This window comes from Pseudomonas sp. GW822-FHT04H02, assembly GCF_058800645.1.
Genome location: NZ_JBXAMM010000002.1, coordinates 770,404 through 785,495 on the forward strand (window position 1 = coordinate 770,404; position 15,092 = coordinate 785,495).

The window sequence follows — 15,092 nt, forward strand, 5'->3', positions numbered from 1 at the left end:
GTCAAAGCCCCAGGCGCGCCAGCTGGCGCAGGTCGGCGATCACCGCGGGGTTGCCGCCTTCGAGCACATCCAGGCGCATCTGCGCGATCAGCGATTTCAGCAGCTCGGTCTGGGTCATCCGGGTGGCTTGCAGCAGGCGCGCAAGATCCTCGGCCACATAGTGGTTGACCTTCAGCGACAGGCGTTTCATGACATGCACGGCAGGCAACTGGCGGGCCTCGGCCTGCTCGGCCAGGTACGCGACGAAGCCGCTGTGCACTTGCTCCAGGGAAGACGCTGCGGGGGCGCTGAAGTAGTAGCCGAGGAACAGTTTGCGCATCTGCACTCCGGCATCCGGGGCCACGCAGTGCATCGCCGCATCCAGTACATCGAGGTAGACCGCCGGCAGCCGCGCCTCGATGGAGGTCAATGATTGCTTGCGCGCGTCCTTGATCGCCGGTGTGGACTGGGGCGGGATGGCCACCACCGTGGCGCAGAGGTCGCAAACCCCCACCAGGATGTCCCGGGCCAGGCCATGGCCGTCGCTGAAAGGGACGTCGCGCCGCAGGTAGGTGATGCCGACGACCTGTTGGCAATGCTCGCAGAGCGCCTTGCCCCGGTCGCCTTGCAGAAAGAGTTTCATGGGATGCCCTCATCGGTGAACGCTGATGAACCACGCTTCTGGCTCGATAAAGTAGAACTTGATGTACCAGCCGGCCTTTTTCAGCAGGTGGACCGCGATGCCCGGGACGCTGTGATGTGCGCTGCAACTGTGGTCCTGGCCCTTGCAGGCATTGATGACCTCGATCAGTTGACTGGTCGAGATCTCGCCGGTGGCCAGCAGGTTCTTGACCTCGATCGAGCCGCGCGCGGCATGCAGATAGTGGCCGCTTTGTAAGGCATTGATCAGGTCCCGCCTGACCTTCCTGAAGCCTCTGTCCATGACGTCTTCTCGTTTGTACGACAAGTGTCGTACGGAATCAATGGGAAGTTGACTGAAAGCGCCCAAAGGCATTTCAGCGGTTTTCAGAGGGGAGGCGATCTTAGCCCGGCAGGTGCGGGCGGCAGGGCTTGGCTAACGGTTTGCAATACATCCGTGATGGCCAACGGCTGGCCTGTTGCGGTGCGTCCGATGCACCGCAGCCAGTTGCCGTCAGAAGAAGCGGGTCACGCTGATCTTGGCGTTGCGCCCCAGGCTGGATGCGTTATCGCCGCTCAGTGGTGGGCGATAGTCACGGTTGAACATGTTGTCCAGGGTGAAGTTGACTTCGGTGCCCTTGAGGTAAGGCTGCTGGGGTTTCCAGTTGGCGAACAGGCCGTGCACGTTGTAGCGGTCGTTCTTGTACTGGTCCCAGGCGGAGTCGCCCAGGACGCTGGCCGGGCCGCCGGCATAGATGTCGCTGGGCACCCGGTCGGTCTGGCGTACCCACTGGCCCTGCCAGCCTACTTGCGCATCCCACTGAGGAATCTTCACCCCCAGGCTGGCCACCCACTTGCGTGGCGGGATGTCCCGGGCCCAGACGTTCGGCCCCCAAGGGTTGGTGTAGGCACCTTCATGCTTGCCGGTGATCCACGAGTAGGACAGGGAGCCGAACAGGTAGGTCGAGTCGTAGAAGCTTTCCACCTCGAAGCCCTTGATGGTCAGGTCGCCGATGTTGCGATAGACGCCGATGGTCGGCTGGTTGCACACCTGGCTGATGCTCTTGCCGCTGGTGAGTTGCTCGGGGCAGCCGATCCCGAGGTTCTTCATGATTTCGTCTTTGATGGTGTTGTGGAACAGCGTGGTACGCACCTGTACGCGGTCGGCCTGGGTGAACACGTCGGAGAAACTGGTGATGTTACCGGCGCGCAACGCGGTGATGCGTTCCGGGTCGAGGTCACGGCTGGTGGCGGAACGGGTGGAGGCGGCCGACTGGACCTCGTACTGCTCGTCGATCACCGGTGCGCGCCAAGTCTTGCTGTAGTCGGCGAACAGGGCGAATTGCGGGGTCACTGTCCAGAACGCCGACAGCCGAGGCGACCAGCCGGTGTAGGTCTTGTCGCCGTAATCGTGGCCCGCCACCGGGTCGGGGCTGTTGTAGAACGGTGCGTCGTTCTTCTCGCCGCGGTTGCGCACATGGTCGTAGCGCAGGGACGGGGTCAGGGTGAAGTCCCCCAGGGTGATGGCGTCCTGGATGTAGAAGGCATTGTTGTCGACCTTGCCGTGGGGCATGAAGCCAGGCTGGTAGTAGCCATAGTTGTACTTGGGTACTTCATAGGTCTTGCCCGGCATCCACATGTCCACTTCGCGAGTGTGCTTGCGGATCTGGATGCCATTGGTCAGCGCGTGTTCCAGCGGGCCGGTGCTGAAGCGGCTGGTGTTTTTCAGGGCCAGGATCTTGTCGTCATAGCCCACGGTGATCTTGCGGCCACCGGATGTAGGCTGGAAGAAGGCGTTCGGCCCGCGTTCGTCGGTCTGGTCGGTGGTGGAATCGGAGTACTTGGCCTCGAAGTCGATCCATGGATTGTCCACGGGGGTGTACTGGTACTTGGCGATCCAGGTGGTGTCGATGGTATTGCGCTGGGCCAGGAAGCGGCGGGTGGCGCCGTCATAACCGTACTTGTTGATGTCGCTCTGGCTCGGTGGCGTCGGGTAGCTCTTGGCCGAGAAGGGCGCCCAGATGTCGCTGTTGGAGCGCATGTAGCTGAAGCCCAGGCGATGTTCGTCGGTCAGTTGCATGTTCAGCTTGAACAGCTCGCCTTCCATGTCCTGGGCGGTATTGGGCAGGCGCTTGGGGTTGATCGGGTAGGCGTTGCGCGGGTCGGGCTGGGCGCTGGCGATCTTCATGTCGTCGCCGTCGCGCTTGGTCCAGTAGGCCAGGGCATCGAAGCGGTGATCATCGGTACGGCCGTACACCGCGCCGGTATAGGCCTGTTCATGGCTGTTGCTGCTGTAGCCGTACTTGACCATGGCGCCGGCGTTGCGACCTTCCTGCAGCAGGTCCGGGGCGTCCTTGGTCTCCATGTGCACGGTGCCGCCGAAACCACCGTTGCCGGTCTCGGGGGAGTGCGGGCCTTTTTCCACTTCGATGCGCTTGATCAGCTCCGGCTCGATGAACACCGAACCCTGCTGGTAGCGTTCGAAGCCGCTCTTGGTGGCGCCATCAACGCTCATCGGCACGTCTTCGGCATCCCCCAGGCCCCAGATGTTGATGGTCTGGCCGCCGGGTTTGAGCGAGCCGCCCAGGCTCACGCCGGGCAGGGTGTCGATCAGGCTGACCACGTTGGTGGCCTGGTGGCGATCGATTTCCGCCTGGTTCAGGGTCGAGCGGCCGACACTCGAGGAGTCCACTTCGGTGCCGTTGCCGATCACGCTCATGGCCCCCAGTTGCAGGGCCGAACCACTGCTCAGGTTGGTGTCGGCGGGGCGCACGATGTAGGTGTTGTCGACCTTCACCAGGTTGAACCGACCGTCCTGCAGCAAGGTGCGAATCGCCTCTTCCGGGCTGTAGTCACCCTGCAGGGCCGGCGCCTTGGCGTTGCGCAGCAGTTGCTCATCGAACAGCAGCTGGATCTTCGCCTGCTGGGCGATCTGGCTCAGGGACGCGGCCAGAGGCTGCGCCGGCAACTGGAAATGCAGCGGCCCGGCGTAGGCCTGCAGGCTGAATGCCAGGCAGGCGGCGAGCAGGGTAGGGCGGGTACGGACTAACGGAACAGGCAAGAGCGCGCGAAACATGACTTCCCCCAGAGCGGCTTAAAGGCCAAAAAAGCGCTGCGTACAGATCGCAGACGGGAGGAAGACGCGGCAGTGAAAAAAAACCTCATATGCGAATGCAAAATATTCTCATATGAGTTGGATCAACGAGCCTCGAGCCTCAGCTGGCCGTCGGCCAGGGGTACGGCTTTTACCGGAATCAGCACGGGCAGTGCCTTGATCAGGGCGTCGGGGTCGTTGACATCGAGGTTGCCCGAGACCTTGTAGGCCCCCAGAGAACCCTCGGCCAGTTGCACCGGCTGGCGCCGATACAGGTTCAACTCATCCACCAGGCTGGCCAGGTCGCGGTTGCGAAAGGCCAGGTGCCCGCTGCGCCAGTCCGCGACCTCATCGCTGTCCAGGGTCTGCTGGCGCAGGGTGCCTTTGTGCAGGTCATAGGTGGCTTGCTGGCGGGCGCCGAGCAGGGTCAACTCCCCGGGCTTGCCATCCGGGCTGAAGGCCACCTGGCCGTGGGCGACGCTGACCACCAGTTGGCGCTGGCCACGACGCACGTCGAAGGCGGTGCCCACCACCCGCACTTTGGCCGCGCCGCTGTGCACCCACAGCGGGCGCTCCTTGTCGGCGGCCACTTCCAGGTACAACTGGCCCTGTTGCAGGTAGATATCACGCTGCTGGGCGCTGAAATCCACTTTCACCTGGGTGTTGGCGTTGACGTACAGGGTGCTGCCATCGGGCAGCTTGAAGGCGCGGGCGCCCTTTTCCTGGGCCGCCACCTGCTGGATGTAGGGCCCCTGGGGCGTGCCCAGGTTGACTGCCAGCACCGCACAGAGCACCGCCGCGGCCGCCGCCAGGGCCGGGCGCCAGGGGGCGGGCTTGCGCCGGGGCAGGGGAATGGGCCGGCTCAGTTGCTGCAATTGCGCAAGATCGACCCACAGTTCTTCGAACTCGGCATAGGCCCGGGCGTGGGCCGGCTCGCTGACCCAGGCATCGAAGGCCTTGCGCGTGGCGCGGTCCGGGTCGTTGCGGTTGCGGGCGAACCAGCTGGCGGCCTCGGCGTCGATCTGCTCGCTGTCGAGGTCGTTGTGGGTGCCGGAAAAGCGGGTCATTCAGGCTGCTCCTTGCCGTTTTCTCGTTGTAGGTGCTGCTTGCAGTGCAGCAGGGCAAAGGCGATGTGTTTTTCCACCATGCTCACGGAAATGCCCATGCGCTCGGCGATCTGCGTCTGGCTCAGCCCTTCGAAGCGGTGCAGCATAAGGGCTTCGCGGCGGCGCGGCGAGAGTTGGGCGAGGACTTCTTTCAACTGTTCCAGGCGTTGCAGGCGCTGGGCCGCGGGCAGGGGCTCGTGCTGCTCGTCGGCCAGGGGCTCGTTGTCCAGGCTTTGCTCGTGGTGCCCGTCCTGATGAGCACGGTAGCGTACCTGCTGGCGCCGCCAATGATCACGCAGCAGGTTGCGTGCCATCTGGAACAGGAAGGCCCGGGGCTGTTCGACCTGGGCCCGGTCACGGTAGTCGAGCCATTGGGTGAACACGTCCTGGGTCATGTCCGCCGCGTCGCTGGCGTTGTCCGTGCGTTTACGCAGGAAATGCAGGATGTCCGCATAGAACCCGCGAACAGAGTCCGCCGACGCAGAGTCGGGCTTGGAGCGAGACATGGATATCCTTCTTGACGACGCGGTGAGCACAAGGTCGCGAATGATATCGAGAATTATTGCTATTTGCCATCCGGGCAGATTGATGATCGACCAGCACCGCCTACGCGCCCGAAATACCCCTCCTCGCAGGAGCGGGCTTGCCCGCGAGGGTGCCCTTGCGAGCGATGCCCGGCCTGCGGCCTCTTCGCCGGCAAGCCGGCTCCTACAGTGCAGAGGCGGGGTCTGTAGGAGCTGGCTTGCCAGCGAAGCGGTTCAGATGACGAAGAAGCCGTGGGTGCCATCCCGGCCCAACTGCGCCACCAGGCCGAATTCCCAGTCCAGGTAGCCCTGCATGGCTTCTTTCGGGTTGTCGGTGCCTTCATAGGGGCGCCGGTAGCGGTCGATCCGGGGTGAAGCCAGTTGCTGGCGGCTTTCTTCCACGGGCAGGCCGGCTTCGATCCAGGCCGCGGTGCCACCGCTGAGGAGGAACACCGGACGCTGGGTCAGGGCCTGCAGCTGCGGCACCACGAAGCGCGCCAGCAGGCTGCTGCCGCAGGTCAGGACATAGCGCTCCGCCTGTGGCAACTGGGCCAGGGCTTCCTGCAACTGGCTGGGCAATGCCCACCAGGCGCCGGGGATGTGGCGCTGCACGTAGTTGGCGCTGGCGGTGAAGTCCAGTACCAGGGTGCCGGGCTCCTGGAGCCAGGTGGCGAGGGTGCGTGGGCTGATTTCTTCGGCCGGCGAGGTGTCCGGTAGTGGCGCCTGCCAGGGGCCGCGCACGCTGAAGTCGCTGTCGCGCAGGCCGTCCAGCACCGCCACCTGCCAGCCCATCTGGGCCAGCCAGGAAGCGCTCATGTTGGCGCGCACGCCGTCGTCGTCCACCAGGACCAGGCGCGCACCGCGCACGCTGGCGAAGTGGTCGGTTTCCTGCACCAGTTGCCCACCGGGGGTGGAGCGGGCGCCGGGCAGGTGGCCGGCGGCGAATTCCTCCGGGGTGCGCACATCGAACAGGTAGCTGGTGCGCTTGGGGTCGGCCTGCCAGCGCCGCCACTGGGCCAGGTCGATGCGTGCCACGTCGGCGCGGTCGGCCACGGCCCGAGCGGCGTCCTGGGCTGGGGCCCGCTGGGCCTCGTTGATGGCCTTGAAGCGCCGGCTCTGACCGTGTTCGAGCTTCTGCCCGGCCAGGGTCCAGCCGATGGTGCCATTGCGCAGTGCCGCCACCGGGTTGGGGATGCCGGCATTCACCAGGGACTGGGTGCCGATGATGCTGCGGGTGCGCCCGGCGCAATTGACCACCACCCGGGTGCGGGGATCGGGGGCCAGATCGCGCACCCGCAGCACCAGTTCGGCCCCGGGCACGCTGGTGCTGCCGGGGATGCTCATGGTCTGGTATTCGTCGAAGCGCCGGGCATCGAGCACCACCAGGTCGGCCTGCTGGTCGAGCAGTGCCTGGAGCTCCTCGGCGGCCAGGGACGGAGTGTGGCGCTCGGCTTCCACCAGTTCGCCAAAGGCCTTGCTCGGCACGTTGACGTCCTTGAACAGCTCGCCGCCCGCGCTGCGCCAACCCTCCAGGCCGCCTGCCAGCAGGGCGACATCGCTGTAGCCCAGTTGCCGCAGGCGCGTGGCGGCGCGCTGGGCCAGCCCTTCGCCCTGGTCGTAGAGGGTGATCGAGGTGTCGCGGCGGGGGATGCGCGCATACACCTCCAGCTCCAGTTTCGACAGCGCAATGTTGGCCGCGAACAGCGGGTGGGCCTCGGCGAAGGGTGCTTCTTCACGCACATCGATCAGTGCCAGCTCCTGGCGGTCGAGCAGGGCCTGGCGGATCTGTGCCGGGCTGCGGGTCGGGAAATCGGTCATTGCAGGGGCTCCTTCGACAAGTCCCAGAGGTTAGGCAGCAAATGGTTGGAGTAGCCGGAGACAAAGGGTTTTTCCTGGCCGTCCAGGTCGTACACGGCGCGCTGCACGGCACCGATATTGGCGCCATACACATGGATGCTGACGGATACCCGATCGGCATGGGCATTGCTCACCTGATGGATGTCGCCAATGCGTGGCGACACCGCTTCCACCTGGCCCGGCACCAGGCGCAGCGGCGCGCCGGCAGGCTGCAGGCGGCCGTCGGCCAGGCGTTCGAACCCCTGGCTGTCCTCGGCGCCGCGCAGCATGCCGATCAGGCCCCAGACCCGGTGGTCGTGGATCGGTGTGCGCTGCCCAGGGCCCCAGACGAAGCTGACGATGGAGAAGCGCTGGCGCGAGTCGGCATGCAGCAGGAACTGCTGGTAGCGCTGCGGATCCGGCTGGGCGAAGGCCGCGGGCAGCCAGTCGTCCTGGCTCACCAGCTGGTGCAGCAGCGCGGCGCCCTGGTCCAGCACCCGGGCTTCATCGGGATGGCTGTCCAGCAGCTCGGCCAGAGCGGCGATAAAGTCCCGCAGGCGGGCGAAGTTGGCTGATTCGATGGCGACTGTCGTGGCGTTGTGGGGCATGGGCTCCCTCCGTGGACACAAGGCAAATGACGCGAACTACACGGGCGAGCTAAAAGGTATTATTCTTATCGAACATTTTTCCAGTCATTTATTATGCGAAAAAAGAATGAAGATAGATGATCTGAATGCGTTCGTGGCGGTAATCCGCTGCCAGACCATCAGCCAGGCGGCCGATGCCCTGCAGTTGACCCAGCCAGCCATTACCCGCCGGGTGCAGAATTTCGAGGAAGCCCTGGGGGTGGAATTGCTGGACCGCAACACCAAGCCGCTCAAGCCCACCAGCATGGGCTTGCGGGTCTATGGCCAGTGCCTGGAAGTGCTGCGCAGCATCGACGCGCTGAATGAACTGGTGGCCAATGACGGCGCCCCCAGTGGTGCCCTGCGCATCGGCGTGCCGCAGACCATAGGCGATGTGGTGCTGCTCGATGCCCTGAGCCAGTTGAAGGCGCTGTATCCGCAGTTGCAGACCTCGGTGGCCACGGGCTGGGGCAGCCACCTGTTGAGCAAGGTCGAGAACGGTGAGCTGGATGTGGTGGCGGCGCTGTTTCCCGCTGGCAAGGTCTTCCCCGAAGGGGTGGTGGGCCGTTCCCTGGGCAGCATGAACCTGGTGGTGGTGGCGGCCAAGGGCGAGGTGCGCAAGCGCTCGTGCAAACTGGCCGACTGTTACCAGCGCGGCTGGGTGCTGAACCCGGACGGCTGCGGCTTTCGTGCCGGCCTGCAACGGGCGCTGAGCGCACAGGGGCTGTCGTTGCAGATCAACCTGGAAACCTTCGGCACCGAGCTGCAACTGGGGTTGATCGCCAATGGCCTGGGCTATGGCCTGGTGCCGCTGCCGCTGCTGGAAAACAGCAGCCATCGGGACAAGCTGGAGATCGTCCCGGTCAGCGACTTCAAGCCGGTGATCGACCTGTGGCTGGTCCACCCGCGGTTCCTCGGCAACCTGCAAGAGCCGGTGAGCATGTTCGGCGAGATGGTCGCCGCCCGCGTCGGCAAGGCTGCGCCGTAGGAGCTGGCTTGCCAGCGAAGGCGCCCTCTAGGCCGGCGCAAACCTCAGGGGGCTGTTCGCCGGAAAGCCGGCTCCTTCGGATTGTTTTGATTATTGATTTGCATGTCTTGGCAATCATTGAATGCAATTTTTGTATATTAAGTTAGAACCAAAACGAATTTCACGGACGTTTTTTATGTAGTTAGCATGGGGCTCGAACGCGCTGAAATAAGGATGTTGCGATGCCTGCGCCAGCCCCCCTCACCTCGTCCCGTCGCTGGGCCGAGCGCCCCGGATACCAGCTCCTGGGCAACCTGCTGCTGCGCCTGGTCAGCCCGTTGCTGCTTCTGCTGGTGTGGGAACTGGCCTCGCGCAGCGGGCTGTTGCCGGCGCGGATCATCGCCGCTCCCAGTACCATCGGCGGCACCCTGTGGCAGATGCTCGGCAGCGGCGAACTGGCCGGGCACCTGTGGGTGTCCCTCAAGCGCGCCCTCAGCGGCCTGACCATCGGCGTCAGCCTGGGCACGCTCCTGGCCCTGGTGGCCGGGTTGTCCCGGCGCGGCGAGCTCGCCATCGATTCCCCCATGCAGATGCTGCGCACCCTGCCGTTCCTGGCCATAGTGCCGCTGTTCATTCTCTGGTTCGGCGTGGGCGAGACGCCGAAGATCGCGCTGATCGCCCTGGGCACTACCTTTCCTATCTACCTCACGCTGTTTTCCGGCATTCGCAGCCTCGATCCCAAGCTGGTGGAGGCCGCGACCCTGCTGGGCCTCAAACGCTGGGAACTGATCGTCCACGTGATCCTGCCCGGGGCTCTGCCGGCGTTCTTCGTCGGCCTGCGCTATGCCTTCGGCATCAGTTGGCTGGGGCTGGTGGTGGTGGAGCAGATCAACGCCAGCGCCGGTATCGGCTACCTGGTCAACGACGCGCGGGACTTCATGCGCACCGACGTGATCGTCATCTGCCTCCTGGTCTACAGCGTGCTCGGCCTGGGCATCGACGGGCTGGTGCGCGGCCTCGAACGTTGCGCCCTGGCCTGGCGCCCGACCTTTATCAGGAACTGACCCATGACTCTGTCATTGCCCCAGCAGGGCCGCCTGCGCGCTGCCGTCGAATGCCGCCGGATCACCCGGCGCTTTGCCGGGCAGGCGGTGCTCGATGGCCTGGATCTGGACATCGCTCCCGGGGAGTTCGTGGCCCTCCTGGGCAGCAGCGGTTCGGGCAAGACCACCTTGCTGCGAACCCTGGCCGGGCTGGAACCCATCGACCAGGGCCAGTTGCAGGTGCCTTCGGCCATGGCCGCAGTGTTCCAGGAGCCACGGTTGATGCCCTGGAAGCGCGTGTGGCGCAACGTTGCCCTGGGCGTGCGCGGTGCCGGGGCCCGGGAGCGGGCCGAGGCAGCGCTGGAGGAGGTCGGGCTGGCCCACCGGCTCAATGCCTGGCCAGGCACCTTGTCCGGCGGCGAGGCCCAGCGAGTGGCGTTGGCCCGGGCCCTGGTACGCGAGCCGCACCTGTTGCTGCTGGATGAGCCCTTCGCCGCTCTGGACGCCCTGACCCGGATCCGCATGCACCAACTGATCATCCGCCTGTGGCGGGTGCACACCCCGGCGGTGCTGCTGGTGACCCACGATGTCGACGAGGCGCTGCTGCTGGCCGATCGGGTGCTGGTGCTGGCCAACGGGCAAATCGCCGAGCAATTGCCAATCCGCCTGCCGCGTCCGCGTCAGGCCTCCACCCCTGGGTTCCAGGCACTGCGCGCGCGGTTGCTGCAACTGCTGGGTGTGGAAACCGAGGCCGAGCCGGCCGTCGACATCTCCCTTCCCTTGAGCAGGACTGCCAGCCGATGAGCCTTTCCAGCGTGCAACCGTCTCCGTCCGTGTCCCGTCCCGTCCCTGATCCAGACTCCAGCGAGTTCGCCGACCTGCTGCAGCAACTGAGTGAAGAATTCGCCGCCACCGCAGCGCACTACGACCGTCACAGCGAATTTCCCCACGCCAACCTGCAACGCCTGCACCAGCATGGCCTGCTGGCCCTGACCGTGCCCCGGGCCCTGGGCGGCAGCGAGGCGACCCTGGCCCAGGCGCGACGAGTGATAGGCGCCGTGGCCCGGGGCGAGCCTTCCACCGCGCTGGTGCTGGTGATGCAGTACCTGCAGCACACGCGCCTGCAACAGAACACGGCCTGGCCGCTGCACCTGCGCCAGCGCGTGGCCCGGGAGGCGGTGCAAGAGGGTGCCCTGATCAACGCCCTGCGGGTCGAGCCGGACCTGGGTACCCCGGCCCGGGGCGGTTTGCCGGCGACCCTGGCACGACGGGTCGAGGGCGGTTGGCTGCTCAGCGGGCGCAAGATCTACTCCACCGGCATTCCCGGGCTGACCTGGCTTGCGGTCTGGGCCCGCAGCGACGAGGCCGAGCCGCAAGTGGGCACCTGGCTGGTCCACCGTGACAGCCCCGGGATCAGCGTCGAGGAAACCTGGGATCACCTGGGCATGCGCGCCACCGGCAGCCACGACGTGATCTTCGATGAGGTGTTCGTGCCCGAGGAACAGGCGGTGGATATCCAGCCGGCTCACGTGCCCCGGCCCTCCGAGCTGGACAGCAAGGGCGTGCTCTGGCTGGCGGTGCTGCTCTCGGCCATCTACGACGGCGTGGCCCGGGCCGCCCGCGACTGGCTGCTGGGCTGGCTGGCCCAGCGTGCCCCGGCCAACCTTGGCGCACCGCTGTCGAGCCTGCCGCGCTTTCAGGAACTGATCGGGCGCATCGACGCCTTGCTGCTCAACAACCGGGTGCTGCTCGATGCCGCCGCCGAAGGGCGGATCGCCCCGGGGGAGGCGACCCAGATCAAATACCTGGTGACCAGCAACGCCATCAGCGCCGTGGAGCTGGGCATCGAAGCCATCGGCAACCCCGGGCTGGCCCGGGGCAACCCCATCGAGCGGCATTACCGCGATGTGCTGTGCAGCCGCATTCATACCCCGCAGAACGACGCGATTCTCGGTGCCGTGGGGCGCGCCGCCTTTGCCTTGCCCAGCCGCGGAGCCCAGGCGTGACGCGCATCGCCAGCCAGCTCGACGAGCACTTCAACCAGCAGTTGCGCCAGTGGCTGCCGGGGGTGGAAGTATTGAGCCTGCCCCGGGGCCTGCCGTGTGGCTTGCCCGCCGATATCGAGGTGCTGCTGGCCGCGCCCCACGCCGATTTTCGCAACGCGCCAAAGCCGCCGGCGGGCTGGCCGTTTGGCCTGCGCTTCGTGCAACTGGTGACTTCGGGCCTGGATTATTTTCCTCGCTGGCTGTTCCAGGACCTGCCGGTGGCCAGTGCCCGAGGCAGCACCGCCGAAAGCATTGCCGAGTTTGCCCTGGCGGCGATCTTCGCCGCCGCCAAGCAACTGCCCCAGGTGTGGATCGAGCGTGCCGAACACTGGCAGCAACGGCCGCTGGCCTCGGTGGCCGGCAGCACCCTGGGGCTGTTCGGCTTTGGCAGCATCGCCCGCGAACTGGCGCCCAAGGCCCAGGCCCTGGGCATGCAGGTACTGGCCCTGCGGCGTTCGGCGCAGCCGTTCGAAGTGCCTGGGGTGGAGGCGGTGGCCGACCTGCAGGAGCTGTTTGCCCGCGCCGATCACCTGCTGCTGGCGGTGCCGTTGACCGAGCAGACCCGGGGCATCATTGATGCCGATGTACTGGCAGCGGCCAAGCCAGGGTTGCACCTGATCAATATCGCTCGCGGTGCGTTGATCGATCAGCCGGCGCTGTTGCAGGCCCTGGACACCGGGCGCATCGCCCTGGCCAGCCTGGATGTGGCCGACCCCGAGCCGTTGCCCGAGGGGCATCCTTTCTATCGCCACCCGGGTATTCGCCTGTCGCCCCACACCTCGGCCAATTCGCCCCGGGTCTACCTGAATATCGCTCGCCTGCTGGGGCGCAATCTCCAGCGCTGGGGCGATGGCTTACCCCTGGAAAACCCGGTGGAGATCCAGCGTGGCTACTAACGCGCGGTTCCAGCCCTGGCCGGCAGCGCTTCGTGTAGCCGCTGCCGCAGGCAGCGCACGGCCCGAAGGGGCGCCGGGGGTATCAAGGTCGCTGAAGGTTCGGCGGGAGATCGCCAAGCAAGGCCCTGCGGGCCTTTTCGACAATTTCAAGGAGAGCGGATATGACCGCACATTTTCGCCCCGCGGTGTATGACTTGCCCCGCGATGGCCATACGGTTTTTCGCTGGGAGCATCCGCCCCAGCAGGCCACCGTCGAGCTGGAGCGCCTGCAGCGCAAGCAGAGCCTGGCCGCGGCGTTCCGGGTGTTCGCCCGGCTGGGGTTCGACATGGGCGGCGCCGGGCATATCACGGTGCGTGACCCGGGGCGCCCGGACCATTTCTGGGTCAACCCGGTGGGGGTGTATTTCGGCCATGTACGGGTCCGCGACCTGTTGCTGGTCAACCCCGAAGGGGCGGTGATCGAAGGCGAGGGCGCGTTGAACCTGGCGGCGTTCGCCATCCATGCGGCGCTGCATGAAGCCCATCCCGAGGTGGTCGCCGCGGCCCATGCCCATTCGCTGTACGGCAAGGCCTGGTCGAGCCTGGGGCGCTTGCTCGATCCGCTGACCCAGGACGCCTGCGCTTTCTATGAAAGGCACGGGCTGTTCGACAACTTTTCCGGGGTGGTGCTGGAGGCCAGCGAGGGCGCGCGGATCGCCGCCGCACTGGCGGGGCGCAAGGCGCTGATCCTGCAGAACCACGGCCTGCTCACCGTGGGTGAAACCGTCGAGGCGGCGGTGTGGCGCTTCATCGCCATGGACAACGCCGCCCAGACTCAACTGCTGGCGGAAGCTGCCGGCACCCCGCGGCCCATTCCCCATGAGGTGGCGCGCCACACCGCACGCCAGGTCGGCACCGAGTTTGGCGGCTGGTTCAGTTTCCAGCCTTACCGCGAGCGGATCGTGCGCGAAGAACCGGACTTTCTCGATTAAGGACCATTGCCCATGCAGCGTCGTCATTTTCTCCAACTCTCGGCCCTGGCCGGTCTGGCCGCCGCCTTGCCGCGCCTGGGCCTGGGAGCCTCCGTGGACCTGTCCGGGGTCACCCTGAACGTCGCCACCTACAAGGGGGCGGCGCCGAGCTTCTTTGCCGAGGCGGGCATCGAGCCGCCGCCCTACAAGGTCAAGTACGCTGAGTTCACCGGCGGCAACCTGAGCTTCGAGGCCCTGGTCAGTGGCACCCTGGACATCTCGCCGATGAGCGAGATCCCGCCGATCTTCGGGATCAAGAACCACGCCCCGGTGAAGCTGATCGCGGTGCTCACCGGCGACGTCAACAACCAGGCCTTCATCGTGCCCAAGGGCTCTGCAGTGCAGTCGGTGGCCGAGCTCAAGGGCAAGCGCATCGGTTATATCCGCTCCACCAGTTCCCATTACTTCCTGCTCAAGGCGCTGAAGGAGCAGGGCCTGGGCTTTGCCGATATCGTGCCCATGGCGTTGACTGCGCAGGACGGTTTCGCCGCGTTCCAGAACGGTGCCCTGGATGCCTGGGTCAGCTTCGGCTACTTCATCCAGCTGGCGGAACTGCGGGCCGGGGCCCGGGTATTGAAGACCGGCCAGGGCTACCTGTCCGGCAACTACGTGATCGCCGCCAACCAGCAGAGCATCGCCGACCCGGCCAAGCACGCGGCGATCACCGACTACATCCTGCGCGAGTACCGCTCCTGGCAGTGGATTGCCAGCCACCCCGAGGAATGGGCGACCAGGAGCGCACAGATTCTCGGCATGCCCCGGGAAGTGTTCCTTGCCCAGTACCGGGCCCAGAGCGGCCCGCGCCTGCTGCAACCGGTGGACGACGCAGCGGTGAAATCCCAGCAGGACGTGGCCGACCTGTTCTTCGAGGCCGGCGTGCTGCCCCAGCAACTGGACGTATCCGGCCTGTGGGATCGCAGCTTCCACTGGACCTGAGCCTGTAGCCGCCGGCTTGCCGGCGAAAGGGCGATGACGCCTTCGCTGGCCAGCCAGCTCCTACGGAACACCCGACACCCCATGTAGGAGCCGGCTTGCCGGCGAAGAGGTCCTCAAGTCTTGCGCTGGCCAGGATGACGCCTTCGCTGGCAAGCCAGCTCCTACGGAACACCCGACACCCCATGTAGGAGCCGGCTTGCCGGCGAAGAGGCCCTCAAGCCTTGCGCTGGCCAGGGTGACGCCTTCGCTGGCCAGCCAGCTCCTACGGAACACCCGACACCCCATGTAGGAGCCGGCTTGCCGGCGAAGAGGCCCTCAAGTCTTGCGCTGGCCAGGATGACGCCTTCGCTGGCAAGCCAGCTCCTACGGAACACCCGACACCCCATGTAGG

General features: G+C 65.9%; 14 protein-coding genes. 7 read left to right on the plus strand and 7 right to left on the minus strand.

Annotated features, from left to right (window positions below; all coding sequences use genetic code 11):
* Window position 1: 1 nt before the first annotated feature.
* The 7 genes from AC1RMG_RS10335 to AC1RMG_RS10365 all read right to left on the minus strand — a co-directional run bounded on the left by AC1RMG_RS10335 (window position 2) and on the right by AC1RMG_RS10365 (window position 7,786).
* A complete protein-coding gene (locus AC1RMG_RS10335) occupies window positions 2-622 on the minus strand; it encodes a hypothetical protein (protein WP_161466770.1) in 621 nt (206 codons plus the stop codon).
* A gap of 9 nt (window positions 623-631) precedes the next feature.
* Window positions 632-922 (minus strand): hypothetical protein, encoded by a 291-nt coding sequence (locus AC1RMG_RS10340; RefSeq protein WP_493169150.1) that lies wholly within the window; start codon window positions 920-922, stop codon window positions 632-634.
* A gap of 210 nt (window positions 923-1,132) precedes the next feature.
* Window positions 1,133-3,694 (minus strand): TonB-dependent receptor, encoded by a 2,562-nt coding sequence (locus AC1RMG_RS10345; RefSeq protein ID WP_123473832.1) that lies wholly within the window; start codon window positions 3,692-3,694, stop codon window positions 1,133-1,135.
* A gap of 122 nt (window positions 3,695-3,816) precedes the next feature.
* Complete coding sequence (locus AC1RMG_RS10350; protein ID WP_011059714.1) at window positions 3,817-4,779, minus strand: FecR family protein; 963 nt, start codon at window positions 4,777-4,779, stop codon at window positions 3,817-3,819.
* Window positions 4,776-5,324, minus strand: coding sequence for an RNA polymerase sigma factor (locus AC1RMG_RS10355; protein ID WP_262214229.1), 549 nt, complete (start codon window positions 5,322-5,324; stop codon window positions 4,776-4,778). Before AC1RMG_RS10355 ends, AC1RMG_RS10350 begins: the two co-directional genes overlap by 4 nt.
* A 252-nt stretch (window positions 5,325-5,576) precedes the next feature.
* On the minus strand, window positions 5,577-7,160 hold the full coding sequence (locus AC1RMG_RS10360) for a rhodanese-related sulfurtransferase (protein WP_493169153.1): 1,584 nt from the start codon (window positions 7,158-7,160) through the stop codon (window positions 5,577-5,579).
* The gene (locus tag AC1RMG_RS10365; protein ID WP_011059717.1) at window positions 7,157-7,786 is read right to left on the minus strand and encodes a cysteine dioxygenase family protein; all 630 of its coding nucleotides are present in this window, start codon (window positions 7,784-7,786) and stop codon (window positions 7,157-7,159) included. Before AC1RMG_RS10365 ends, AC1RMG_RS10360 begins: the two co-directional genes overlap by 4 nt.
* Window positions 7,787-7,892: 106 nt before the next feature.
* Here AC1RMG_RS10365 and AC1RMG_RS10370 point away from each other — a divergent pair, with 106 nt between their 5' ends.
* The 7 genes from AC1RMG_RS10370 (at window position 7,893) to AC1RMG_RS10400 (ending at window position 14,701) form a co-directional block, all read left to right on the plus strand.
* A complete protein-coding gene (locus AC1RMG_RS10370; RefSeq protein ID WP_011059718.1) occupies window positions 7,893-8,792 on the plus strand; it encodes a LysR family transcriptional regulator in 900 nt (299 codons plus the stop codon).
* A 221-nt stretch (window positions 8,793-9,013) separates the two neighbouring features.
* Window positions 9,014-9,835 (plus strand): ABC transporter permease, encoded by an 822-nt coding sequence (locus AC1RMG_RS10375; protein WP_011059719.1) that lies wholly within the window; start codon window positions 9,014-9,016, stop codon window positions 9,833-9,835.
* Window positions 9,836-9,838: 3 nt separating this feature from the next.
* A complete protein-coding gene (locus AC1RMG_RS10380) occupies window positions 9,839-10,618 on the plus strand; it encodes an ABC transporter ATP-binding protein (RefSeq protein ID WP_011059720.1) in 780 nt (259 codons plus the stop codon).
* Window positions 10,615-11,820, plus strand: a complete 1,206-nt coding sequence (locus AC1RMG_RS10385) for an acyl-CoA dehydrogenase family protein (protein ID WP_015634467.1) — start codon at window positions 10,615-10,617, stop codon at window positions 11,818-11,820. Before AC1RMG_RS10380 ends, AC1RMG_RS10385 begins: the two co-directional genes overlap by 4 nt.
* Window positions 11,817-12,755, plus strand: coding sequence for a D-isomer specific 2-hydroxyacid dehydrogenase family protein (locus AC1RMG_RS10390; RefSeq protein WP_065364427.1), 939 nt, complete (start codon window positions 11,817-11,819; stop codon window positions 12,753-12,755). Before AC1RMG_RS10385 ends, AC1RMG_RS10390 begins: the two co-directional genes overlap by 4 nt.
* Before the next feature lie 161 nt (window positions 12,756-12,916).
* The gene (locus AC1RMG_RS10395; protein WP_015634468.1) at window positions 12,917-13,726 is read left to right on the plus strand and encodes a class II aldolase/adducin family protein; all 810 of its coding nucleotides are present in this window, start codon (window positions 12,917-12,919) and stop codon (window positions 13,724-13,726) included.
* Window positions 13,727-13,738: 12 nt separating this feature from the next.
* Window positions 13,739-14,701, plus strand: coding sequence for an ABC transporter substrate-binding protein (locus tag AC1RMG_RS10400; protein ID WP_011059724.1), 963 nt, complete (start codon window positions 13,739-13,741; stop codon window positions 14,699-14,701).
* The last annotated feature ends 391 nt before the right edge of the window (window positions 14,702-15,092 follow it).